The organism is Herbaspirillum sp. GW103 (assembly GCF_000261365.1).
Taxonomy (GTDB): domain Bacteria; phylum Pseudomonadota; class Gammaproteobacteria; order Burkholderiales; family Burkholderiaceae_D; genus Herbaspirillum.
Map to the genome: position 1 here is coordinate 1101175 of NZ_AJVC01000003.1, position 24123 is coordinate 1125297.

The window sequence follows — 24123 nt, forward strand, 5'->3', positions numbered from 1 at the left end:
TATCGCCATGTCCTACCAGTCTCTCTTCGCCAAAACAGCCGTGACGATCGCTGCAGCCGCTTTTGCTACCGCCGCCTTCGCTCACCCGAAGCTGCTTGGCTCGACCCCCGAAGACAATTCGACGGTGAGCGCCCCCGAGAAGATCGAGCTGCACTTCTCGGAGAATCTTTCCAAGCAGTTTTCCGGTGCCAGCCTCCTGATGACCAGCATGCCTGGCATGAATCACGCGTCACCCATGAAAATGGCCGCCAAGGTGTCCGGCTCGGATGACCCGAAAACCATGGTGATCACTCCCAGCCAGCCGCTGATGCCTGGCGTATACAGCATCGAATGGCGCGCGGTGTCGTCGGACACGCACCCCATCACTGGCAAGATCACTTTCACGGTGAAGTGAGCCGGTAATGGATGGGATGACCGTTTTGGTGCGCTTTGCGCTCTACCTGGACCTAATGCTTGTTTTTGGTCTGCCCTTGTTTCAGCTCCATGCTTTGCGCCAGACCGAACGTTCATCCGCCTTGGGCAGAAAGTTCTCTACCTTGACGGTGGTAGCAGCCGTCAACGGCATGGCGCTCTCGGTGGTGAGTATGTTCCTCATGGCTAAGGCAATGACCGGCGCCGCCGACTTCAGCTCGATAGAGCAGCACGTCTTCGAGATGATGTTGACCGACACAGCATTCGGCATGGCGTGGTGCTTGCGCATGGCCATGCTGGTGGTGATTGTAATGGTGTCACTGCTTTGCGCCGCATTCCCGACTGCGAGCGCTGCCGTCATGAGCATGGCGGGGGCTGTCGCACTGGCCACGTTGTCTTGGGCTGGTCACGGCGCAATGGACGAAGGCATGCGTGGTCAGATTCACCTCACGGCGGATATTATCCATCTGCTTGCCGCTGGTGGTTGGATAGGCGCGCTGGCAGCGTTTATCCTGATGCTCCAGATGAGGTACGGTGACGGCGCGGCTGACGTTTCCTTGCTCAGCCGCACGCTCAACGGCTTTGCCCTCATGGGAACGGGCATCGTGGGATCTTTGGTCGTCACTGGCGCACTCAACTATTGGCTCATCGTCGGTCCTACTTTCAACGGCCTGCTGTCGTCGCCCTATGGCCAGCTACTGCTCGCCAAGTTGGGGCTGTTCGCGTTGATGCTGGCGCTGGCTGCGGCAAATCGGTACCGCCTCAGTCCCTTGCTTGAGCGTGTCCATGTCTCGGGCGAACATAGCCAGGCCATCGCTGCCTTGCGCAAAAGTCTTTTTATCGAAACGTGCTGTGCCTTCCTGATTCTCGCGCTGGTCGCCTGGCTCGGCACCTTGGGACCGATGACGGAATGAGGCTCCCGCCCAGTCAGTGCGTGCAATATGATGCGTCGCACCAGCTTTTCTTGCTGATGTCTCCGTAAAGGTAAATGGATGAAAAAGTTTTTTGTCGCCAATCTACTCGTGCTTACCTCTCTGGTTGCGCATGCGGCAGGTGAGGCAATCACCGTCTACAAGGATCCCCAGTGCGGTTGCTGCACGGCGTGGGCAGATCACATGCGCCAAGCAGGCTACAAGCTCAAGGTCATTGACAGCAACGATATGTCGGCGGTCAAAAAGCGGTTAGGTGTGCCTGACTCTCTGCAGTCGTGCCATACCGGCGTGGTAGAAGCAACGGGTCAGGTGATCGAAGGCCATGTCCCAGCGCCGGTCGTTGCAAAACTCATCGCATCCAAGCCAACCAAAGGTGTAGCGGTACCGGGCATGCCCGCCAACTCACCAGGTATGGGCAAGATGGATGGCAAGCTGGTGACCGTGGACTTCGCCGGTAAGGCTTTTTCTCAAGACTGACGCCGATAGCGCGGTGCGCTTCATTCCGTCAGGACGCATATGACTATGGTTTGACCTGGGTCACGCCGTCCGATCCGGTCCTTACTAGACTGTAGAGAGAGGCAACCTTTCGACGGCCTCATCTCAAATTAAGGAGAAACCATGAAACGCGTCGCCAACCTGATCGGTACGGTCGCAATGGCATCATTCGCCATTTCCGGATTTGCACAAACCGCCGCTGAGCATGAAGGGCATCATCCGGGGCCGGCCGTCACTTCACCGTCCTCCGCCGCCAAACCGGGCCCTCAGGGCGTATCCATGGCTCAGATGGATGATCAGATGAAAGTCATGCGCGATATGCATCAGAAAATGATGAGCGCCGCTTCTCCTGAAGAACGGCGCCAATTGATGGCCGATCACATGAAAACCATGAAGGACAGTATGGCCATGATGCAAAGCATGATGGCGGCCAGGACAGAACGCAAATCGGCACCGACACCGGCGATGATGCAGAAACAAATGGACATGATGCAGATGACAATGCAGATGATGATGGACTGTATGGAAATGCCAATGTCAATGTCGCAGTAGTACTGATAGCGTGATGGGATACTCCGTGTACCCGTCACGTGACCTAATGGGTAGGCCTGACGGGAGAGCAGTAACTATGGATGAACATCATCACCATCATCACACGGCACCAGATCCAGGCGTTGAAATGAGTTCGCCCACGGAAAAAAGCCAGACTGACCCGGTTTGCCACATGAAGGTGACTCCCGATCCATACCGGAGGATAGAGCACGACGGAAGGGATTTTTACTTCTGCAGCGACAAGTGCATGGGAAAATTCCGTGCTAATCCGGCTGCATTCGTCGGAGCTTCATCAAAGCCCGAGGCAAGCAGTACGCCAGCTGATGGAGCCGTCTATACCTGTCCCATGCACCCGCAGATCAGGCAGACTTCTCCCGGAAATTGCCCCATATGTGGGATGAGCCTGGAGCCGCTGCTACCGACGGCGCAAGAAGAGGAGAATCCTGAGCTGCGTGACTTCCAGCGGCGATTCTGGCTCACCTTGCCCTTGACTGTGTTGGTCACGGTGCTGGCCATGGCCGGTGGCCGATTATTCCCACATGGTCTACACGGTCAAAGCTGGATCGAGCTGGGGCTTGGTACGCCCGTGGTCTTGTATGCCGGCTGGCCGTTCTTGCGTCGAGGAGTTGACTCGATTGTCCGCCGTAGCCCCAACATGTGGACTCTCATCAGCACGGGCGTGGTAGCCGCCTATGGCTATAGCGTAATCGCAACTGTTTTCCCCGAGCTATTCCCCCAGACCTTCATGGAACATGGGCGGATTGGCGTCTACTTCGAGGCCGCGGCGGTCATCATCTCGCTGACGCTGCTGGGACAGATCCTGGAACTCCGGGCGCGCTCGCAGACGTCCGCCGCCATTAAATCACTGCTCGGCTTGGCGCCCAAGACGGCCAGACGGATCACCGCAGATGGTGCGGAAGAAGACATCCCTTTGAGCAATGTTCATATTGGCGACCTGCTTCGCGTTCGGCCAGGCGAAAAAGTCGCTACCGACGGGGTGGTCGTTGAGGGAGAGAGTGCCATCGACGAGTCGATGCTAACCGGTGAACCTGTCCCCGTTACCAAGCGACCTGGTGACAAGGTTATCGGGGCAACGATTAATGCCAGCGGCAGTCTGATCATCCGCTCCGAGAAGGTCGGGTCGCAGACCATGCTCTCCCAAATCGTTCAGATGGTTGCCCAAGCCCAGCGCTCGCGCGCTCCCATGCAGCGGTTGGCGGACGTCGTCGCTGGCTATTTTGTCGTCATCGTGGTGGGTATTGCTTTGTTGACGCTGCTAGGCTGGGGATTTTTTGGACCGCAACCTAGCTGGGTCTATGGATTTGTCAACGCGGTAGCGGTCCTGATTATCGCTTGCCCATGTGCGCTTGGCTTGGCAACGCCTATGTCCATCATGGCCGCTACTGGCCGTGCCGCAACCCAAGGCATCCTGTTTCGAGATGCAGCGGCCATCGAGAGTATGAAAAAGCTGGATACGCTCATCGTCGACAAGACTGGCACCCTTACGGAAGGAAAACCTGCTTTCGATCGAATAATTGCCGCACCGGGCAGTCAAGAAACGGAGATCTTGCAACTGGCGGCAAGCCTCGACCAAGGAAGTGAGCATCCACTAGCGCACGCGATCGTTACCGAGGCACGCCGGCGCCAGCTTCCCTTATCGACGCCCAGCCGCTTTGAATCTTCCAGTGGCATAGGCGTGCGAGGGGTAGTCAACGGAGAGCGTCTAGCGCTGGGCAATACCACGCTGATGGAGTCGGAAGGCGTCTCTTCGGAATCTCTGCTTTCGGAAGCAGAAGCTTTGCGTGTTGAAGGAGCCAGCGTGATGTATCTGGCGAGGAACGGCGCACTTTTAGGGCTACTGGCAGTCTCGGACCCCGTTAAGGGAACAACACGGGAAGCATTGGCCAGCCTAAAAGAGGCCGGGATCTCGGTAGTTATGGCCACAGGTGATGGCACTACTACCGCTAAATCGGTTGCCAATAAGCTTGGCATCTCCGAGGTCTACGGTGAAGTCAAGCCACAAGACAAGCTTGCACTGGTAGAACGGTTCCAAGCCGAAGGCAAGGTCGTCGGGATGGCGGGTGATGGAATCAACGACGCTCCGGCGCTAGCCAAGGCAAATGTTGGGATCGCTATGGGAACCGGGACCGACGTGGCAATCAATAGCGCCCATGTCACGCTGGTGAAGGGCGACCTGCGGGCCATCGCACGCGCGACAGAACTATCAGTAGAAACTGTGAGCAACATGCGTCAGAACCTGGGCTTTGCTTTTCTCTACAATGCGTTGGGCATTCCCTTAGCGGCAGGCTTGCTTTACCCGTTCACCGGACAACTGCTCTCACCGATGTTGGCGGCACTGGCGATGAGCCTGAGCTCGGTATCTGTGATCGCGAATGCGCTGCGCCTGCGCGGAACCCAAGGCTAAGCGTTAGCTTGAGAAGAAGACCGTTGGCCTCAGATTGCCTATTTTTTGCGCGGCGCGGGCTCGGTGTCTCGCAGATGAGCGCGCAACTCGGCACTGAGGCTTTCATGGGCATCCAGCTTTGCTTGTAGTGCTGCTCGTTCGATCTCTGCTTTCTGTAACAGCTGGGTTGCCGTCGCATTTTCTTGCTCCACACGGGCCAGGCTGGCTTGCAGCTGCTCGGTGACAGCGTTCCTGTCAGCCAGCTGGGACTCCAGCATCTGATTTCGGTTGGCAACCTCTTGTAGCGTGTCCAGTTTTTGCTGGAGTCGCGCTACAAGGCTGCGCTGATCGTAGAGGGCTTGCTGTGAATGCGACAGCTCCGCGACTAGTCGGACGCCTTCTTGGTTAACGCGGGTCACTTCCTCTTGTTTGACGATGGCCTCCTGCCTGAGCTGGCGCAACTCGGCCTGCAAAGTCTGAATCTGCTGCTCATGGCGCCGCAGATCCTGTTCCCTCTGTTCTTTGGTTGCAGTTCGGTAGTGCTCAAGGGCCTCCCGGGCGTGTTGGTGCTTCTCTTCCAGAGAATTGCGGTGCTGCTCGTTTTCCGCAAGGCGCTCGTGAAGGACCCGCACTTGCACCTCAAGCGCGCGGCTTTCGACCGTCTGCTCCTGGAGCTGAGTACGAGTTTGCTCGTGAGCTTGAACCTCATGCAGTCGAGCGGCATCGGCCTTTGCCGATCGGGCGGACAAGTCAGTCACCGTCATACGCAAGGTCTCCAGTTCAGCCTGCAGGCGGCCTGTGGCTGAATCGGCCTCAGATCTGGCCGAGCGCACCTGCGCGTCCGCTTCTGCTTGGAGCTGCGCTGCAAGCCGTTCCACGAGGTCCTGTAAGGCCTCGCTGATAGTGCGCGACGGCACCGCCGTTGCGCCTTCTTCCTCCTCCAGTTCCTTGAGATACTTGTGAATCGTGGTTTTGGATCCGGTATTGCCCAATTCGATGCGAACAGCATCCACGGAGGGGCGTCGACCCATGGCCAGCAGGGTGTCACGTGCCTTCTTGACCTCGGATTTGTACAAGCCTGTGCGCGCCATGGCGATCCTTGTTTTTGATAATGGATTACATAATACGTATTTACATACCAAATTAGAAGAGATTTTCGGAGATGAGCGCTTATATTCACAGATTAAATATTGACTCGTTATGTATCCTGATGGGCTAAAATCGACGTCATCCGACTCCATCCACCTGTAATGCCGCCTTTTTAAGATTCAAGCGCCATGATCCAGATTGATGACTACTTGCGGGCCGCCACCCGGGACAACACCCGAAAAAGCTACCGCGCCGCAGTGAACCATTTCGAGGCTGAATGGGGCGGCTTCCTGCCGGCCACCGCCGATAGCATCGTGCGGTACCTGGCCGCCTATGCGGGCGTATTGGCGCACAACACCCTGAAACAACGCATCTCTGCACTGGGTCAATGGCACGTCGACCAAGGTTTTCCGGACCCGACCAAGGCACCTGTGGTGCGCAAGATGCTGCGCGGCATCCAGGAACTGCATCCCGCGCAAGAAAAGCGGGCCAAGCCGCTGCAGCTTGATGCGCTTGAGCAGACCTGCGCCTGGCTCGAACAGCAGCGCGAGCAGGCACGGCACCAGGGGCGCTTCGGCGATCTGCTCCGTCACACCCGCGATAAGGCGCTGCTGCTCATTGGATTTTGGCGCGGATTTCGCAGCGACGAGCTGGCCAGGCTGGAAATTGATCGCATCGAGGCCGTTGCCGGCGAAGGCATGACGATTTATTTGCCACGCACGAAGACCGACCGAAGCCTCAAAGGCACCACCTACAAAACGCCCGCGTTATCGAAGCTATGCCCGGTGGCAGCCTACCTAGACTGGTTGGCTATCAGCGGTCTGAAATCGGGCGGCGTTATCAGGGGCATTGACCGCTGGGGCACGATTAGCGAAGGTGCCGTCAACGCGGCCAGCATCATTCCGTTGTTTCGCCGGATCTTAAAGACCGCTGGGGTTACGGACGTCCACCTTTATAGTTCGCACTCATTGCGCCGAGGCTTTGCCAGTTGGGCCAGCGCTAATGGATGGGAGATGCGGGCGCTGATGGAGTACGTGGGATGGAAAAACGTCAGTTCGGCTTCGCGATATGTAGATTCGCCGGATCCATATCACCGAGAAATGTTGGAGCGTCTCATTCCCAAGACGCCTCCTCTGCTGGAGCAATCCTGAGTTGAGCATTGCCTTTCTAGCCGACGATGATTTTTTGTCAGGCCCATGGCGGGGGGATTCAGCGCAAGAAATTGAATAAGCTCCGGTACATGGACGCAGTAGAGATGGTGTTGGGCACTCCAGCTCTATCTGGATCGAGGAAATATAGCCTGGCGAAGCTATTCCCCCCCTTTGTAGTGAGCAGTGCCTTTAATTCCGCTTTTAAAGCATCTTGGGCATCTTGTTTTGCCGTGTCGGTCGACCCTCACGTTCTACTACCTGGGCAGAACGAAACGTCAGAAGTCCGTTATTGACCGATAGCGGTCCACTTCTACCAAAATCCAACACGCTCTTGTTTTAATCTAATAATTCAATAATAATTGAATCATTGGATTGATTGGAGCTGTGATGGAAACCAAGACCGTTATTGCCGCACTGGCTGCTTTGGCACAGGACTCTCGCCTGGCCATCTTCCGCTTTCTCGTTCAGGTCGGGCCAGAGGGCAGTGCTGCCAGCAAAATAGGGGAAGCCTTGGACATTGCTCCCTCATCCCTGTCTTTCCACATGAAAGAACTCTCGCATGCCGGTCTGGTGACTTCGCACCAGGAGGGGCGCTTCGTCATCTATGCCGCCAACTACACCGTCATGAACGATGTTCTGGGGTTCCTCACCGAGAACTGCTGCGGTGGCAACGTGTGCTCGCCGGTGACGGCATGCTGCGAGCCAACCGCTACTGCCGAATAATCAATGCCTGGAACCGCCAGGCCTTCACGCCAAGGAGTCACCATGTCCACTAGCCAACAGAAGACCTACAACGTTCTTTTCCTCTGCACCGGTAATTCGGCCCGCAGCATCATGGCCGAAGCACTGCTCAACACCATGGGCAAAGGCCGTTTCAATGCCTACAGCGCAGGCAGTCATCCGGCCGGCGCCGTCAATCCGCTGGCGTTAGAACAGATCCACGCGACTGGTTATCCGCTGAATGACCTGCGCAGCAAGAGCTGGGACGAGTTTGCGGCACCGGATGCCCCAAAGATGGACTTCATCATCACGGTTTGCGACAACGCCGCCGGCGAAGTATGTCCGATCTGGCCAGGACAACCGATCTCGGCCCACTGGGGATTCGAAGATCCAGCGGCTGCTACCGGCACCGACGAGCAAAAGCGCGCCGTATTCTCGAAGGTTGCCCGCCAGATCATGACCCGCGTGAACATCTTCGCCAGCCTGCCGTTCCACACGCTCGAAAAGACCTCGATCAAGCGTGAGATGGACGCTATCGGCGCCACCCCGGTTTAAACCTCACGGCGAGAGCCCGATGGCTCTCGGCTCCTGATTCATCTTCTTCGACCAAGGAAAGAAAGTGCTGGCCGCTTTTGTCATCTTCCTGCTCACCCTGATTTTTGTGATCTGGCAGCCCAAGGGGCTCGGCATTGGCTGGAGTGCGTGCGCTGGCGCGGCCGTGGCTTTGGCTGCCGGCGTCATTCATCTTTCGGACATCCCGGTTGTCTGGCACATCGTCTGGAACGCCACGGGTACCTTCATCGCCATCATTATCATCAGCCTGCTACTGGACAAGGCCGGCTTCTTCGAGTGGGCAGCTTTGCACGTAGCCCGGTGGGGTGGTGGTCGCGGCCGCATGCTGTTCGTACTGCTGATCCTGTTGGGCGCAGCCGTATCTGCCCTGTTCGCCAACGATGGCGCCGCGCTGATCCTGACGCCGATCGTCATCGCCATGCTGCTGGCGCTGCGATTCTCGCCCCAGGCGACGCTGGCCTTTGTCATGGCAGCCGGCTTCATCGCCGACACGGCCAGTCTGCCACTGGTGGTATCCAACTTGGTGAATATTGTCTCGGCGGACTTCTTCAAGATCGGATTCGCGGAATATGCCTCGGTCATGATCCCCGTCGACATCGTGTCAGTCGTGGCGACGCTCATCGTGCTCTTTCTCTACTTCCGTCGAGATATCCCCGCAAACTATGACCTGACCCAGGTTCCGGATCCCGTCGCGGCCATCCATGATCGAGCAACGTTCGTCGCCGGCTGGTGGGTGCTTGCGCTGCTGCTGGTGGGTTTCTTCTGGCTGGAAGGCCTCGGTGTGCCCATCAGCGCCGTGGCGGCGGTTGGTGCACTGATCCTCCTGGCAGTTGCAGGCAAAGGCCATGTCATTTCTACGCGCGAGGTCATCAAGGGCGCGCCCTGGCAGGTCGTGTTCTTCTCGCTGGGGATGTACCTGGTGGTGTATGGGCTGCGCAATGCGGGCCTGACGGACTACCTGACAAGCGCGCTGAACGGCTTTGCAGAGCACGGCGTCTGGGGCGCTGCCCTCGGTACCGGCTTCTTGACGGCTTTCCTGTCGTCCATCATGAACAACATGCCGACGGTGCTGGTGGGCGCACTGTCGATCGACGCCACCACAGCCGAAGGCGCGGTGAAGGAAGCAATGGTCTACGCCAATGTCATTGGCAGCGACCTTGGCCCCAAGATCACCCCCATCGGTAGCCTGGCGACCTTGCTCTGGTTGCATGTGCTGGACAAGAAGAGCATCCACATCTCATGGCGCTATTACTTCCGGGTGGGCGCAATGCTGACGCTGCCCGTCCTGCTGGTGACGCTGTCCGCCTTGGCGCTGAGACTGGGAAGCTGAAGTGGATGCCCGTAAATCGACCTGGCTGATTCCATCACTTGGGCTGACCCAGATTGTCGGCTGGGGCTCGATGTTCTATGCCTACGGGATCTTGATGCAGCCGATGCAGACTGAGCTGCAGCTCTCCAAGCCAGTCGTGGTCGGAGCTTATTCCCTTGCGCTGCTCATTTCGGGGCTAATGTCCACGCTGGCCGGCAGCATCATTGACCGCATCGGTGGCCGGCTGCTGATGGGCGCCGGAACCGTATTGGCCGCCTTGATGCTGGCGGCCATGTCGTTCGTTCACGATGCGCAGGGGCTTTATCTCATCTGGGCGGTAATCGGGCTGGCCATGAGCGCGACGCTATACCAGCCGGCGTTCGCCGTGTTGACCCAGGTCTTCCAAGCAGATTTCCGCCGCGCCATCACGATGTTGACGCTTTTTGGTGGCTTTGCCAGTACCGTCGCCTGGCCGCTGACCCAATGGTTGCTGGAGCAGTATGGCTGGCGGACGACGTGGCAGATTTACGCGGTGGCCAACCTGGTGATCTGCCTGCCGGTTCATATGCTGCTTCCAGCAGCCAGGTCTATTCAGAAGACCAAGGCCGCCGCCAATAAGGATTGGGACCTGAGGGCTGTGCTACGGCAACCGAGTTTTTATGCAGTGACGACGGCCGTGACCTTGAACGCCCTGGTGTTCTCGGCAATGTCGTTGCACTTGATGTCGATTTTGCATGATCGCGGAATGACGCCGTACTATGCCGCCGCAATCGGAGCGATGATTGGCCCCATGCAGGTGTTGGGCCGAATCCTGGAGACCACGATCGGGAAGAAGGCCAGCACCAGGCAGACGGGCCAGTTTGCCATTTCCTTGCTGCCAGTAGCTTTGCTTCTGCTCTATGCCCCAGCTGACTGGCTGGTGCTCTACGGACTGTTTGCCATCCTGTACGGCATGGGCAACGGCGTCATGACCATCGTTCGCGGGACGCTGCCAGCTGAGTTGTATGGCCGTGAGGCCTACGGCGCCATCAGCGGCGCGATGGCAACTCCGGTCACGATCGCTTTCGCAGCCGGTCCGTTCGTCGCATCGCTCCTCTATAGCGTCGGGGGCGGCTATCCCGGTGCCATAGCTGCCCTGGTTGCCATAGCGGCGACGGGAGCAATTCTCTTCTTTTTCGCTACGGCGGCGATTCGCCCGCAATCAGAGCCGATTTCACAATAGGACCTCATCATGACGATCATCTATCACAACCCTGCATGCGGGACCTCCCGCAACACCCTGGCCATGATCCGCAACAGCGGCGAAGAGCCGACAGTGATTGAGTACCTGCAGCATCCACCCAGCCGTGAGCAGCTGGTCAAGATGATTCAGGATGCCGGTCTGACGGTTCGCGAGGCCATTCGCCAGAAAGGCACGCCTTACGCTGAGCTGGGCCTGGATGACGTCACCTTGACCGACGATCAACTACTGGATGCAATGCTGGCAAATCCCATCCTGATCAACAGGCCGTTCGTCGTGACGACCAAGGGAACCAGGCTGTGCCGTCCGTCCGAGTTGGTATTGGACATCCTCCCGAACCCGCAACAAGGCGCTTTCACCAAGGAAGACGGCGAAGTCGTGATCAATGCGGAGGGCCAACGTGTCGCACCAGGTAACTGATCTGCCCAACGTCGATCCCGGCCAATTCAAGGTGCCTGCAATCGGCGACTTCTCAAAAATTGGCGCATCGACCCACCGTCCGCGCTTTCTCCTGCTGTACGGATCTGTTCGTGAACGCTCTTACAGCCGATTACTGACCATGGAAGCGGCACGGCTGCTGGAAGCGATGGGCGGCGAGGTCAAGATCTTTGATCCCCGCGGCTTGCCGCTGCCGGATAGTGAGCCGGAGACACATCCTAAGGTCGCGGAACTACGCGAGCTGGCGAACTGGTCCGAAGGTATGGTTTGGTGTTCGCCAGAGCGCCACGGCGCTATGACCGGCATCATGAAGGCCCAGATTGACTGGATTCCGTTGACACAGGGGGCTATCCGTCCTTCACAGGGCAAGACCTTGGCCGTCATGGAAGTGTCCGGTGGATCGCAGTCCTTCAATGCTGTGAATCAAATGCGGATTTTGGGGCGCTGGATGCGGATGCTGACCATTCCCAATCAATCCTCGGTGGCCAAAGCGTACCTAGAATTTGACGACGCCGGCAGGATGAAGCCATCGCCTTACTACGAGCGGGTGGTCGATGTGATGGAAGAACTGTTCAAATTCACGCTGCTAACGCGTGATGTCTCGCCGTTCCTGACCGACCGATACAGCGAACGCCGAGAAAGCGCATTAGAACTGAGCAAGCGAATGAACCAGAAATCTATTTAAACCCAGCTCATCGAGACATGATCTATAATTTGTGCGATGAAAATGCTTCGTACATTTCTGATAGTGTTGCTAGCCATTGCCATTCCCCTTGAGGGATTGGCGGCTGTGCGCATGGTCGAAATGATGCGTAGTGTCACTCCTGCCATGGAGATGTCGGTCTCCGCAAACAGCTCGGACGAAACTTGCGTCATGAGCATGTCAAGTGGGGACAAGTCATCAAAATCGACGGCGCCATGCAAGATGGGAGACGCCTGCAAGATTTGCCAAGTGTTTCCGTCGACCACACCTTCAGCGGACGTTAATCTGCAGGTTCTTCCCTTGATCGCAACGGTCTCCCTGTTGCCCGAATCGTTTCTTCCTTCCCACGATCTGTCCGGATTGTGGCGTCCCCCTCGTTCACTCTGATCGTTGCTGATTTCTTGACACGCTTGGCTTGAGCGCCAAGTGGTCTTTCGCGCGCTTTTTCGCGCAGTCACGCTATGGAGTGAACAATCATGTCCTTTCACAGGATATCCGGGGCCCTGCTTGCTTTGCTGGCAGGGATGTCCGGCCTTGCCCACGCGGCTCCCTTATCTTTTAACGCTGCGCTCGATATCGCCGAGCGCCAGTCTCCCAACCTGGCCTCCAACAGGGCTCAAATTGCGGCAGCCCAATCATCGGCGATACCCGCAGGTGCTTTACCTGACCCCAAGATCTTTGCCGGAGTCGACAACTATCCCGTCTCCGGGCCGGATCGAGGCCGACTCAATGCCGACTCCATGACGATGCAGAAAATCGGCGTCATGCAGGATTTTCCCAATGCGGCCAAGCGCCAGGCCCGCGTTGCCGTAGCCGAAGCTTCGATCGAAACTGCGCAAGCACAGCGGCAAGTGGAGCGCCTCAAGCTGCGCCGAGCCACGGCCTTGGCTTGGCTCAAGCGCTATTTCCTGGAACGCAAGATCTCGCTGTTCGATGATTTGGGCAAAGAGAATCAGCTTCTGGTAGATGCCGTGCGCGCCCAGATCGCGTCTGGCCGTACCCAGGTGGCCGATAGCGTAATGCCCAAGCAGGAAGCGGCTCAATTGGCTGACCGTCGTGATGAACTGATCCGCGACCTCGTCAAGGCCAAGTCCGGCCTCCGCCGCTATGTGGGTGGTGAAGCCGATGAGCCACTGGTCGATGCGTTGCCTGAGCTGCGCATCGATGCTGACCATTTACGCGATCACTTGCACAAGCATCCGGAACTGGAAGCCTATTCTGCGGAGAGCCACAAGGCGGAAGCAGAATTGCGCCAAGCGCAGGCGATGAAGAAATCCGATTGGGGTGTCGAGCTAGCCTATCAGCGACGTGACCCGCGCTTTGGCAACATGGTGTCGGTCCAGTTCACGTTCGAGATTCCAGTTTCCCCCGCGACAAGGCAGGATCCCCTCATCGCGGCTAAACAGCAAGAGCTATATCGCATCGATGCAGACCGCGAGGCCATGCTGCGCGATCACACCAACGAGCTCGAAAGCGATCTGGCCGACTACCAATCCTTGACCCGGCAGCTTGAACGCGCTAACCAGACGGCCTTGCCGCTGGCACAGCAAAAAACCGACCTCCAATACGCCAGCTATCGCGCAGGCAAAAGTGACTTGACGACAGTCCTCGCGGCACGCCGGGAAGTCGTCGACCAGCGCCTGAAAATCATCGATTTGGAGGCGCAAAGATCCGCAGTCGCCGCCCAACTCTATTTCGCCTATGGGGAAGATCAACAATGAAAAAAAGCACTTACCAGATCGCCGTACTGATCGCGGCGGTTGCCGCGGTGAGCGGCATGGGTGGATATTGGATGGCCCATCGCGCCGCCGGCGCCGAAGCCATGCCTATCAAGACAGGGAATCCTGCCACGCAAGTTGAACGCAAGGTACTGTATTGGTACGACCCGATGATGCCGAATCAGCGTTTCGACAAGCCGGGAAAGTCGCCGTTCATGGACATGCAACTGGTCGCGAAATATGCGGATGAGCAAGGTGACGGCGCCGGCGTCAAGATTGACTCTGGGATTAGCCAGAACCTGGGAATGCGCACCGCCAAGGTCGAGCGTGGCAGCTTTTCGAGCACCGTGCGCGCTGTCGCCAACGTGCAGCTCAATGATCGCCAGGTGGCGATTGTCCAGGCCCGAAGCAACGGCTTTGTTGAGCGGGTCTACGCACGTGCTCCTGGCGACGTCATTGAACGCGGCGGGCCCCTGGTGGACTTGCTCATTCCGGAATGGGCTGGCGCCCAAGCGGAATTTTTGGCGGTGCTCGGTACGAAGGACCTGGCGCTGATCCAGGCCGCCCGTGCACGTCTGCAGTTGCTCGGAATGCCGGCTGATCTGATTAGCCGTGTAGAGAAAAGCGGCCGACCTCAGACGGTAGTGACCATCGCTGCACCTATTGCGGGCTTGATTCAGACCTTGGATATCAGGAGTGGAATGACGGTATCGGCCGGAGCGCCTTTGGCCAGGATCAACGGGCTCGATACCGTGTGGCTAGAAGCGGCAATTCCTGAGGCGCAAGCCGCACTAGTCAACGTCGGCGGTAAGCTGGAAGCGGATTTTGCGGCGTACCCAGGCGAAAAATTCACAGGCAAGATCCTTGCCGTTCTGCCGGAGAGCAACGCCGACAGCCGTACCCTCCGGGTTCGCGCCGAGTTGCCCAATCGCGATGGCAAATTGAAGCCGGGCATGTATGCGCAAATCGGCTTAGGAGGCGGCAAGGCAGCACCAAGTCTACTGGTACCGTCTGAAGCGGTCATCCGCACCGGCGCGCGCAATATCCTGCTGGTCACAACAGGCGATGGTCGCTACCAGCCGGTCGAAGTGAAGCTTGGCCAAGAATCCGATGGAAAGAGCGTCATCCTGGATGGCGTCACTGAAGGCCAACAAGTTGTCACGTCCGGTCAATTCCTCATCGATTCCGAGGCCAGCCTTAAAGGCGTGCTCGCGCGGCTGAACACTTCACCAGGCGCCGACGCCAAGAGCGCCCAGATGTCACTCAATGAGGCGACCGGGAAAATCGAATCACTGCGGGACACTGACATCACGCTCTCGCACGGTCCGGTCCCAACACTGGGTTGGGGAGCCATGACAATGTCATTCAAACTGGCGCGGCCTGAGATGGCAACACGTCTCAAGGCGGGAGATAGCGTGCATTTCGGTTTCCAAGAGAGAAATGGCAATTATGTGATCGAGAAGCTGGATCGGAGCACGCCATGATCGAAAAACTCATCAAATGGTCGCTTCGCAGCCGCTTCCTGGTCTTGTTTGGCGTGCTTTTTCTGGGGGCCTGGGGGGTATGGGCGCTCAAGACCACCCCTGTGGACGCGTTGCCCGATCTTTCGGATGTTCAGGTCATCATCCGGACTACCTATGCTGGCCAGGCGCCGCAAATCGTCGAGAACCAGGTAACGTATCCGCTGGCAACTACCATGCTGTCGGTGCCGGGTGCAAAGACGGTGCGGGGCTACTCGTTCTTCGGGGACTCCTTCGTCTATGTCTTGTTTGAGGACGGCACGGATATGTATTGGGCACGTTCCCGGGTACTGGAATATCTCAACCAGGTGCAGGGGCGCCTTCCGGCCTCGGCCAAGGCATCACTGGGGCCGGACGCTACCGGCGTCGGCTGGATCTATGAGTACGCGCTGGTCGACAGGAGCGGGCAACACGACCTGGCCCAGTTACGTAGCCTGCAAGACTGGTTCCTGAAATATGAGCTCAAGAGCCTGCCCAATGTCGCCGAAGTCGCAACGGTAGGCGGCATGGTCAAGCAATACCAAGTAGTGCTCGACCCGGTGAAACTGGCGGCCTACAGCATCGGGCAAGACAAGGTTGTCGACGCGATCAAAAAGGCCAACCAAGAAACCGGTGGCTCGGTGCTGGAGATGGCGGAAACCGAGTACATGGTGCGGGCTTCCGGCTATTTGAAGACGCTGGCGGACTTCCGCAACATTCCCTTGGCGACGGGGAAAAACGGCGTACCCGTCAAACTGGGCGATGTAGCGGCCATCCAATTCGGGCCGGAGATGCGCCGCGGCATTGCGGAACTCAATGGCGAAGGCGAGTCGGTGGGCGGCGTCATCATCCTGCGCTCAGGCAAGAATGCGCGGGACACCATTGCGGCCGTCAAGAGCCGACTGGAAGAGCTCAAAAAAAGCCTACCCACCGGTGTTGAGGTCGTACCTGTCTACGACCGCAGCCAGTTGATCGATCGCGCCATCGACAACCTGTCGCACAAGCTGCTTGAGGAGTTCATCGTCGTTGCGGTTGTTTGCGGCCTGTTTCTCTGGCATCTGCGTTCCGCACTGGTGGCCATCGTCTCTCTGCCACTGGGCATCATGATTGCCTTCATCGTCATGCGGTATCAGGGCGTCAACGCCAACATCATGTCCCTAGGAGGGATCGCCATTGCAATTGGTGCTATGGTCGATGCCGCCGTCGTCATGATCGAGAATGCGCACAAGCATATCGAAGAGTGGAAGCATCGACATCCAGGGCAACCTTTACAGGGGGAAACCCATTGGAGAGTCATCGGTGAGGCGGCGGCAGAGGTCGGACCAACGCTGTTTTTCTGCTTGCTGATCATTACGCTGTCATTTATCCCGGTATTTACCCTCGAGGCGCAGGAGGGACGCTTATTCGGGCCATTGGCATTTACCAAGACCTATGCAATGGCCGGTGCCGCCGGACTATCCGTCACACTGATCCCGATCCTGATGGGCTACATGATCCGCGGGAAGATCCCCTCGGAGAACAGCAATCCGCTCAATCGCTGGCTGATTCGTTGCTATCGGCCGTTACTGGAAGCCGTCTTGCGCCGCCCTAGGACGACACTGGCAATTGCGGCGCTTGCGCTGTTGACGACCTTATGGCCGATCAGCCGTTTGGGCGGTGAGTTCTTGCCGCAGATGGATGAGGGGGATCTACTCTATATGCCGTCAGCCTTGCCAGGCTTGTCCGCATCCAAAGCTGCCGAACTGCTGCAACAGACCGATCGCCTGATCAAGACGGTTCCGGAAGTCGCCAGTGTTTTCGGCAAAGCTGGCCGTGCTGAGAGTGCGACCGATCCAGCCCCCCTGGAGATGTTCGAAACGACCATTCAATTCAAGCCGCGTGATCAATGGCGCCCCGGCATGACGCCGGCAAAGTTGGTGAATGAGCTTGACCGGGTCGTCAAAGTGCCTGGCCTATCGAACATCTGGGTACCGCCCATTCGTAACAGGCTAGACATGCTGGCTACCGGGATAAAAAGCCCGATTGGCGTCAAAGTGTCAGGCACTAGCCTGGTTGATATCGACAAGACGGCGCAACAAATCGAACAGGTTGCCAAAGAGGTGCCAGGTGTCAGCTCCGCGCTCGCCGAACGTCTCAGTGGCGGACGTTACGTGGATGTCGATATCGACCGGCTGACTGCCGCCAACTACGGTCTCAATATCGCTGATGTCCAGAGCATCGTCTCGTCGGCCATCGGTGGGGAGAATGTCGGTGAGACGATTGAGGGACTGGCACGTTATCCGATCAGCGTTCGCTATCCGAGAGAGACTCGCGACTCGCTGGAGCGACTGCGCGATCTGCCGATCCTGACCGCCAGCGGGCAGCAGATCACCTTGGGAACCGTCGCCAAGCTGAAGATCAGCGATGGCCCGCCCATGCTCAAAAGTGAGAATGCTCGGCCCAGCGGCTGGATCTATGTCGATGTCCGGGATAGGGATCTGTCATCTGTGGTCGCCGATTTGCGCGCTGCGGTCAGTTCCAAAGTAAAGCTAACGCCCGGACTGAGCATTGCTTACTCGGGGCAATTCGAATACCTGGAGCGGGCAAATGCACGTTTAAAGCTAGTGGTGCCGGCGACGCTGATGATCATCTTCGTGCTGCTCTATCTGACGTTCCGACGCTTCGATGAGGCAGCATTGATCATGGCGTCACTGCCATTTGCTTTGGTCGGCGGCATCTGGTTTCTCTATGCCCAGGGCTACAACCTATCGGTTGCCACCGGTGTCGGTTTCATTGCTCTTGCGGGCGTGTCCGCTGAATTCGGCGTCGTCATGCTGCTGTACCTGAAGCAGGCGGTCTCTGTCCGTGAACAACAGGTAGGCGCTATCTCGGTCCCCGTACTGGAGGATGCAATCCGCGAAGGTGCCGTGCTCAGGGTACGCCCAAAAGCGATGACCGTGGCCGTCATCCTGGCGGGGCTGATTCCGATTCTGTGGGGAAGCGGTGCCGGCTCCGAAGTCATGAGCCGGATTGCAGCGCCGATGGTCGGCGGCATGATTACCGCTCCGTTGCTTTCGATGTTCGTCATTCCGGCCGCGTATCGCTTGATGCGTGGTCGTCAACCCAAAGCCAATCCGGCTTAATTTATCTTCAAAGTGAAAGGAAGTTGTCATGAAGAACGTGATTTACGCCATGCTTTTTACCGCATCCCTGGGCAGCATTGCGCCCGTGTTTGCCGCAGATATGCAGGGCATGAAAATGGGCCAGGCTGATGTTGGCGAAATGGTTTCTCATGGAACCGGGGTCATCAAGAGCCTCGACCCGAAGCAGAAAACCGTTACCTTGGCGCATCAACCCATTAAAGAACTAAACTGGCCAGCGATGACCATGGGCTTCAAAGTATCGGATGAGAAAATGCTACAAGGACTCAAAGTCGGAGACCAGGTCACATTCGACTTAAAGGGGAGTGGAGCCGCACCTGTCGTGACGGGAATTCGTCCAGCTAAATAAGCCGGGTACCGTCCGTGATTGCAAATTTCCTATGCGACACGGACGGTTGGATGTGAGCAAGGCATCGATATGCGCGCAATGGCAACCAATCATCTACGAAATATGAATAATGGATTATTTCTTAATTACTTTTTCGCTTATGTATGAACATTTGCTTTATCTCGGCTGGCTCCCTACAATGGCGCTGCCCGCGATCTTAACGTCAAGGTGGAGAGCTTCCCGTCCAATCTCGTGGCGGGGCAGTTCGGTTTTGCCAAGGCGCCCTATTTCGAGATCGACAACCCGGCCGACCGCGCCGTGCCGACCGTTAAGTTCTAAGCACCGGCTCACAAATTCCCGCCGATATTCCGATAGCCCGGCTTTGCGCCGCATACTTTGACAAGACGACGATCATGATCGAACTGACCATCACCCCGCCCGGCCACCCGCTTTCCGGCAAGGTGGAGCCGCCCGGTTCCAAATCCATTACCAACCGTGCACTTCTGCTGGCCGGGCTCGCCAAGGGCAAAAGCCGTCTCACGGGCGCGCTGAAAAGCGACGATACGCTTTACATGGCAGAAGCGCTGCGTGAGATGGGTGTCAAGGTAACCGAGCCTGACGCCACCACCTTCGTGGTGGAGAGTTCAGGTGTGTTGCATCAGCCGGAAAAGCCGCTTTTCCTCGGCAATGCCGGCACAGCCACCCGCTTTCTCACCGCCGCTGCCGCCCTTGTGGATGGCGCCGTCATCATCGATGGCGACGAGCATATGCGCAAACGCCCGATCATGCCGCTGGTGGAAGCCCTGCGCTCCCTCGGCGTTGAGGCGGAGGCGCCGACCGGCTGCCCGCCCGTCACCGTCTGCGGCAAGGGTACGGGTTTCCCGAAGGGCAGCGTCACGATCGACGCCAACCTTTCCAGCCAATATGTGTCCGCACTTCTGATGGCCGCCGCCTGCGGCGACAAGCCTGTCGATATCATCCTCAAGGGCGAGGAAATCGGCGCGAAGGGCTATATCGATCTCACCACATCGGCCATGGAAGCATTCGGTGCGAAGGTGGAGCGGGTGAGCAACGCCATCTGGCGCGTGCATCCGACGGGTTACACGGCAACCGATTTCCACATCGAGCCGGATGCCTCCGCCGCCACCTATCTCTGGGGCGCTGAGCTTTTGACCGGCGGCGCCATCGATATCGGCACGCCGGCCGATAAGTTCACCCAGCCGGATGCCAAGGCCCATGAGGTCATGGCGCAGTTTCCCCACCTGCCCGCTGAAATCGACGGTTCGCAGATGCAGGATGCCATTCCCACCATTGCGGTTCTCGCTGCCTTCAACGAAACACCGGTGCGTTTCGTCGGCATCGCCAATCTGCGCGTCAAGGAATGCGACCGAATCCGCGCCGTCTCACTCGGCCTCAACGAAATCCGCGATGGTTTGGCGCATGAGGCAGGCGACGACTTGATCGTGCATTCCGATCCCTCGCTTGCGGGCCAGACGGTGAATGCCTCGATCGACACTTTCGCCGACCACCGTATCGCCATGAGCTTTGCGCTGGCGGCGCTGAAGATCGGCGGCATTGCCATCCAGAATCCGGCCTGCGTGGGCAAGACCTATCCCGGTTACTGGAAGGCGCTCGCCTCGCTGGGCGTCGAATACTCGGAAAAGGAAACCGCTGCCGAGCCGCAGCATTAGAAGAACGGTATTGGTTTTCCGTCATTCCGGCCCTGAGCCGGAATCCAGTGCGATCAAGTCCTTGATCGCGAAAGACTCTTCAAGCCGCGCAGACGCGCGGCTGCTGGATACCGGGTCTAGCCCGGTATGACGGCAATGACTGTATTCTGAAACCGGAAACGCTCCATTCCCTTAAGGAGAAATCACCCGTGAAGACCATCGCCGCAAGATTTCTCGCGCTGTTCGTCTTCCTGGGCGCGGCCTTCCCGGCTTTCGCGGAAGAGTTCATCCGTTCGTATCATTCCGTCATCGAGGTTGCGCGAGACGGAAAGCTGACGGTGACGGAGAGCATCACCGCCCGCGCCGAAGGCCAGAACATCAAGCGCGGCATTTTCCGCGATTTTCCGCTTTATGCGCTGGATGCGAATAACCGCCGCACCAAGGTGGATTTCAGCGTCGTTTCGGTGGAGCGCGATGGTGCGCCCGAGAACTGGCGCACCGAAACCATCGATGGCGGCATCCGCATCTATACCGGCAGCGCCGACCGTTTTCTGCCGACCGGCGAACATATCTTCCAGATCACCTACACCACCGCCCGGCAGATCCGTTATTTCAGCGATTATGACGAGCTGACCTGGAATGTTACCGGCAATGGCTGGCAATTCCCCATGGGCGAGATTTCCGCTACCATCACGCTGCCACAGGGCGTGAAAGCCACGGATACCGCCGTCTTTACCGGCCCTCTTGGCGCGAAGGGCAAGGATGCGCGCATTCTCAGCGAAGGCAACGAGGTGTTCTTCGCCTCCACTCGCCCGTTTTCGGTGGGCGAGGGCATGACGGTTGCCGTCAAGCTGCCCAAGGGTGCGATTGCCGCGCCCGCGAGTTCGCAGGAGACAAGCTGGTGGCTGCGAGATCATATGGCCATCCTGATCTCGGGCGGCGGGCTTCTGGCCGTTCTCATCTATTACCTGCGGGCATGGTCCGCGGTGGGCCGAGATCCGGCCAAAGGCGTGGTCGTGCCGCGCTGGGATGCGCCGGAAGGGTTGTCGCCGGCGCTGGTCAATTACGTCGACAATAGGGGCTTTTCGGGCGCCGGCTGGACGGCGCTTTCCGCGTCTGCCCTTGATCTTGCCGTCAAAGGTTACGTCGTTCTGGAAGACCTGAAAAATTCCATCGCGGATAGGAAATTCAACCGCATGAGGCCAAGTATGGCACGAGTTTTGGGCCTCGAAACACGTTCGGCCAAGGAAGGTTGAGCGCTCGCTTGCCGCTCAATGGCAAGAGCTTGGGAGGCAGTATGCATTTGGGCCTGGCGCGCGCGCAGCTGCTTCCCCGCAGCGATGGATACCGCCGCTTCACTGGGTCACCAATTGACGCGCTGGTCTACCTCGTCGGGTTGAGCTGCCAGATCCCAATCCGGCTCGCCTTGCGCACCATCATCCACCGGCGCGTCGCAGCCCTCCCACAGCGGTGGCCCGCGTGCCGGGGTGATGTGCGGGGGGGCAGACTCCACCCCGATGTGGTTCAGGATGTGGCGGATTTCGGCGCTGTGGGTGATGAAGGCAATGATGCGCATCTGCCCACCGCACATGGGGCACAGCAGCGGAAATGCCTCGTAGATGCGGGCAATCAGCACCGCCCACAAGTAATGCGCCGCTCGCTTCGGGCGTGCTTCAGGTTCGGGTGTGGGTGTGGCCGCGTTGCCCGGCGCCGCCACCCCAGGTACGCCCGCGCCAGGTTGTGCAGTCTCCACCGTGGCTGGTTGCGACGCAGCAGGCTGAGCCAGCGCCGTTACCGCCGCCCTGAGCGGCGAGTTGGGTGCCAGCACACCAAAGTAGCGGTGCCGGTGGGTGCGTGGCGGTGGCACCAGCGCGGCGATGCGGTCGATCAGTTCCAGCGGTGTGAGGTGCAGCTCATCTGCCTTGGCACCACGCTTGTCACTGGTGGGCTCGCTGCGCTGTTTGGCACAGCGGTACACCAGTTTGCTTCCCTCTTTGCGTAGGCGCTCCATGGAAAACGGTGGACGCGCGCAATAGCGCAGCAGCCGCTCCAGCGCAGCGCGGTCGTGGGCTTCGATGCACACCCCCGCATCCACCGAGAAGCCGCTGTGTTTGTAGCCCAGCATGTCTTTGGCGTCACAGTTCTCCAGCAGGCCCCGAGCAACGAAGGCGCGCAGGATGCGTTTTTGCAGTGTGGTCTGCACTGGGGCCACGGTAGCCGCATCGATGCCGGTGGCCGCGTGAAAGATGACACCCGGCGATGAGATTCGAGGGGTCGCATCAGCATCGCCCTCGCCCTCCACTTCCTCAAACACCCCGTCCACCACACAAACGTGGAAGTGGACGTGTTCATTGAGGCTGGAGCCGAATCGGTGAATGAAGGCGATGGCACCGATGTGCAGGCCTGCCTTGTCCATATGGGCCGCACCGGGGCTGTGGGTCTGCAGAGTTTGTGCGATCACCCGCAGAAAGATGCGCAGCACCATGCTCAGCACCGCTCCGTCGCGCTGCATGAAGTAACGAAGCCGCTTGGGAACCGACAGCACCCACTGGCGCACCGGCAGGCGGGGGAAAACGTGGTCGTTCAGGTGCGCTGCTGTCTCCACCATGCGCCGGGTGGTGCACGAGGGGCAGACTCCCCGGCCTTTGCAGGAGAAGGCTACAAAGTAGTCGTGCCCACAGTCGCCGCAGCGAGCGCGGGCAAAGCCATGGGCAAAGATGCCGCACTCAAGATACTTGGCAAACGCTTTGCGCACGAAGGGCTTGGGGGTGTGGTGGTCGCCCTGGCCGTCGAACTGACCCGCGCTGGCCAACTCTAGCCAGGTCTCGTAGTGCTCGGCTACCGTTTGGTAGAGCAGCGTGCGTTCGGGGTGGCGTGGGTTGTAGAGCTTGGGCTTGGAAGTGGCTGACATGAATACTGTACAAATGCACAGTATTCTGCGGCGATTGTTTGGGTACGCAAAGCACAAGGCCCGAACCGTCGCCAGTTCGGGCCTTGTCAGGGTAGCTTGGCTGCGGACTTACTTGCGCGCAGGCGGCACATCCGTGCAGCTGCCATGCGCCACTTCCGCCGCCATGCCGATGCTCTCGCCCAGCGTCGGATGCGGGTGGATGGTCTTGCCGATGTCCACTGCGTCCGCACCCATCTCGATAGCCAGCGCGATCTCTCCGATCATGTCGCCCGCGTGGGTGCCGACCATGCCACCGCCCAAGATCTTGCCGTGGCCCCGGCCAGCATGGCCGTCTCCTGATCCTGCTTCGGGGCTGTCGTCGAACAGCAGCTTGGTGACGCCTTCGTCGCGGCCGTTGGCAATGGCGCGGCCCGAGGCCGCCCAGGGGAACAGGCCCTTCTTGACCTTGATGCCCTGCTGCTTGGCCTGGTCTTCGGTCAGGCCCACCCAGGCCACTTCGGGGTCGGTGTAGGCCACGCTGGGGATCACGCGGGCGTTGAAGGCGGCGCTGGCCAGTTCCTTGTTGCCCTGCAGTTCGCCGGCGATGACCTCGGCCGCCACGTGCGCTTCATGCACCGCCTTGTGCGCCAGCATGGGCTGGCCCACGATGTCGCCGATGGCGAAGATGTGCGGCACATTGGTGCGCATCTGGATGTCCACGTTGGGGTCTCCTCGTTTTCAGTGCAATAAGTGACGGTACGAAAAGCTAGCACTGGCGCGGAGGTGGTGTTGGTAGATCGTTGATTTCATTGACTTTCCTGTTCACTTTCAAATCTGCGATTCGTGGCGTCAAACCGTGGT

21 protein-coding genes and 1 pseudogene are annotated in these 24123 nt (G+C 58.6%); 19 read left to right on the forward strand and 3 right to left on the reverse strand.

Annotated elements, in window-relative coordinates:
- The first annotated feature begins 7 nt into the window (after positions 1-7).
- The 5 genes from copC to GWL_RS08505 all read left to right on the forward strand — a co-directional run bounded on the left by copC (position 8) and on the right by GWL_RS08505 (position 4815).
- A complete protein-coding gene (copC, locus tag GWL_RS08485) occupies positions 8-394 on the forward strand; it encodes a copper homeostasis periplasmic binding protein CopC (protein WP_008328778.1) in 387 nt (128 codons plus the stop codon).
- Positions 395-401: 7 nt separating this feature from the next.
- Positions 402-1325 carry a copper homeostasis membrane protein CopD gene (gene copD / locus GWL_RS08490; protein WP_034350318.1) on the forward strand — a complete coding sequence of 308 codons (924 nt, stop codon included), beginning with the start codon at positions 402-404 and terminating at the stop codon, positions 1323-1325.
- Between the two features lie 78 nt (positions 1326-1403).
- Positions 1404-1820, forward strand: a complete 417-nt coding sequence (locus GWL_RS08495; protein WP_034350319.1) for a DUF411 domain-containing protein — start codon at positions 1404-1406, stop codon at positions 1818-1820.
- A gap of 141 nt (positions 1821-1961) precedes the next feature.
- On the forward strand, positions 1962-2390 hold the full coding sequence (locus GWL_RS08500; protein WP_008328781.1) for a hypothetical protein: 429 nt from the start codon (positions 1962-1964) through the stop codon (positions 2388-2390).
- Between the two features lie 76 nt (positions 2391-2466).
- On the forward strand, positions 2467-4815 hold the full coding sequence (locus tag GWL_RS08505; protein WP_157174212.1) for a heavy metal translocating P-type ATPase: 2349 nt from the start codon (positions 2467-2469) through the stop codon (positions 4813-4815).
- Positions 4816-4853: 38 nt separating this feature from the next.
- On the opposite strand, the gene GWL_RS08510 is transcribed toward GWL_RS08505, so the two are convergent.
- Complete coding sequence (locus tag GWL_RS08510; RefSeq protein ID WP_034350324.1) at positions 4854-5885, reverse strand: DNA-binding protein; 1032 nt, start codon at positions 5883-5885, stop codon at positions 4854-4856.
- A gap of 186 nt (positions 5886-6071) precedes the next feature.
- Between GWL_RS08510 and GWL_RS08515 the strand changes: the two genes are divergently transcribed.
- The 14 genes from GWL_RS08515 to GWL_RS08580 all read left to right on the forward strand — a co-directional run bounded on the left by GWL_RS08515 (position 6072) and on the right by GWL_RS08580 (position 21628).
- On the forward strand, positions 6072-7034 hold the full coding sequence (locus tag GWL_RS08515; protein ID WP_008328784.1) for a site-specific integrase: 963 nt from the start codon (positions 6072-6074) through the stop codon (positions 7032-7034).
- Positions 7035-7421: 387 nt separating this feature from the next.
- Complete coding sequence (locus GWL_RS08520; RefSeq protein ID WP_008328785.1) at positions 7422-7757, forward strand: helix-turn-helix transcriptional regulator; 336 nt, start codon at positions 7422-7424, stop codon at positions 7755-7757.
- 42 nt (positions 7758-7799) lie between these two features.
- Positions 7800-8309 carry an arsenate reductase ArsC gene (locus GWL_RS08525; protein ID WP_008328786.1) on the forward strand — a complete coding sequence of 170 codons (510 nt, stop codon included), beginning with the start codon at positions 7800-7802 and terminating at the stop codon, positions 8307-8309.
- Positions 8310-8373: 64 nt separating this feature from the next.
- Positions 8374-9657 (forward strand): arsenic transporter, encoded by a 1284-nt coding sequence (locus GWL_RS08530; RefSeq protein WP_008328807.1) that lies wholly within the window; start codon positions 8374-8376, stop codon positions 9655-9657.
- Between the two features lies 1 nt (position 9658).
- Positions 9659-10858, forward strand: coding sequence for an MFS transporter (locus GWL_RS08535; RefSeq protein ID WP_008328809.1), 1200 nt, complete (start codon positions 9659-9661; stop codon positions 10856-10858).
- A 9-nt stretch (positions 10859-10867) separates the two neighbouring features.
- A complete protein-coding gene (gene arsC, locus GWL_RS08540; RefSeq protein ID WP_008328810.1) occupies positions 10868-11296 on the forward strand; it encodes an arsenate reductase (glutaredoxin) in 429 nt (142 codons plus the stop codon).
- Positions 11262-11999, forward strand: a complete 738-nt coding sequence (arsH, locus tag GWL_RS08545) for an arsenical resistance protein ArsH (protein ID WP_154134776.1) — start codon at positions 11262-11264, stop codon at positions 11997-11999. The genes arsC and arsH overlap by 35 nt, the downstream gene beginning before the upstream one ends.
- 494 nt (positions 12000-12493) lie before the next feature.
- On the forward strand, positions 12494-13738 hold the full coding sequence (locus tag GWL_RS08555) for a TolC family protein (RefSeq protein WP_034350328.1): 1245 nt from the start codon (positions 12494-12496) through the stop codon (positions 13736-13738).
- Positions 13735-15219 (forward strand): efflux RND transporter periplasmic adaptor subunit, encoded by a 1485-nt coding sequence (locus tag GWL_RS08560; RefSeq protein ID WP_008328813.1) that lies wholly within the window; start codon positions 13735-13737, stop codon positions 15217-15219. The genes GWL_RS08555 and GWL_RS08560 overlap by 4 nt, the downstream gene beginning before the upstream one ends.
- Positions 15216-18356 carry an efflux RND transporter permease subunit gene (locus GWL_RS08565; RefSeq protein WP_008328814.1) on the forward strand — a complete coding sequence of 1047 codons (3141 nt, stop codon included), beginning with the start codon at positions 15216-15218 and terminating at the stop codon, positions 18354-18356. The genes GWL_RS08560 and GWL_RS08565 overlap by 4 nt, the downstream gene beginning before the upstream one ends.
- A 28-nt stretch (positions 18357-18384) precedes the next feature.
- A complete protein-coding gene (locus tag GWL_RS08570) occupies positions 18385-18723 on the forward strand; it encodes a copper-binding protein (RefSeq protein WP_034350329.1) in 339 nt (112 codons plus the stop codon).
- A 165-nt stretch (positions 18724-18888) separates the two neighbouring features.
- Positions 18889-19041 (forward strand): LemA family protein, encoded by a 153-nt coding sequence (locus tag GWL_RS22965; RefSeq protein ID WP_255347958.1) that lies wholly within the window; start codon positions 18889-18891, stop codon positions 19039-19041.
- Between the two features lie 74 nt (positions 19042-19115).
- Positions 19116-20393: a 3-phosphoshikimate 1-carboxyvinyltransferase gene (locus tag GWL_RS08575; RefSeq protein ID WP_008328816.1), complete on the forward strand. Its 1278-nt coding sequence runs from the start codon at positions 19116-19118 to the stop codon at positions 20391-20393.
- Positions 20394-20581: 188 nt separating this feature from the next.
- A complete protein-coding gene (locus GWL_RS08580; RefSeq protein ID WP_008328817.1) occupies positions 20582-21628 on the forward strand; it encodes a DUF2207 domain-containing protein in 1047 nt (348 codons plus the stop codon).
- Between the two features lie 107 nt (positions 21629-21735).
- Here GWL_RS08580 and GWL_RS08585 read toward each other — a convergent pair whose 3' ends face one another.
- Both GWL_RS08585 and GWL_RS08590 read right to left on the reverse strand, forming a co-directional pair.
- Positions 21736-23283 (reverse strand): IS91-like element ISPps1 family transposase, encoded by a 1548-nt coding sequence (locus tag GWL_RS08585; RefSeq protein ID WP_008328818.1) that lies wholly within the window; start codon positions 23281-23283, stop codon positions 21736-21738.
- Between the two features lie 108 nt (positions 23284-23391).
- Positions 23392-23997 (reverse strand): annotated as a pseudogene (locus tag GWL_RS08590) (FAD-dependent oxidoreductase); the annotation flags it as partial.
- Positions 23998-24123: the final 126 nt, after the last annotated feature.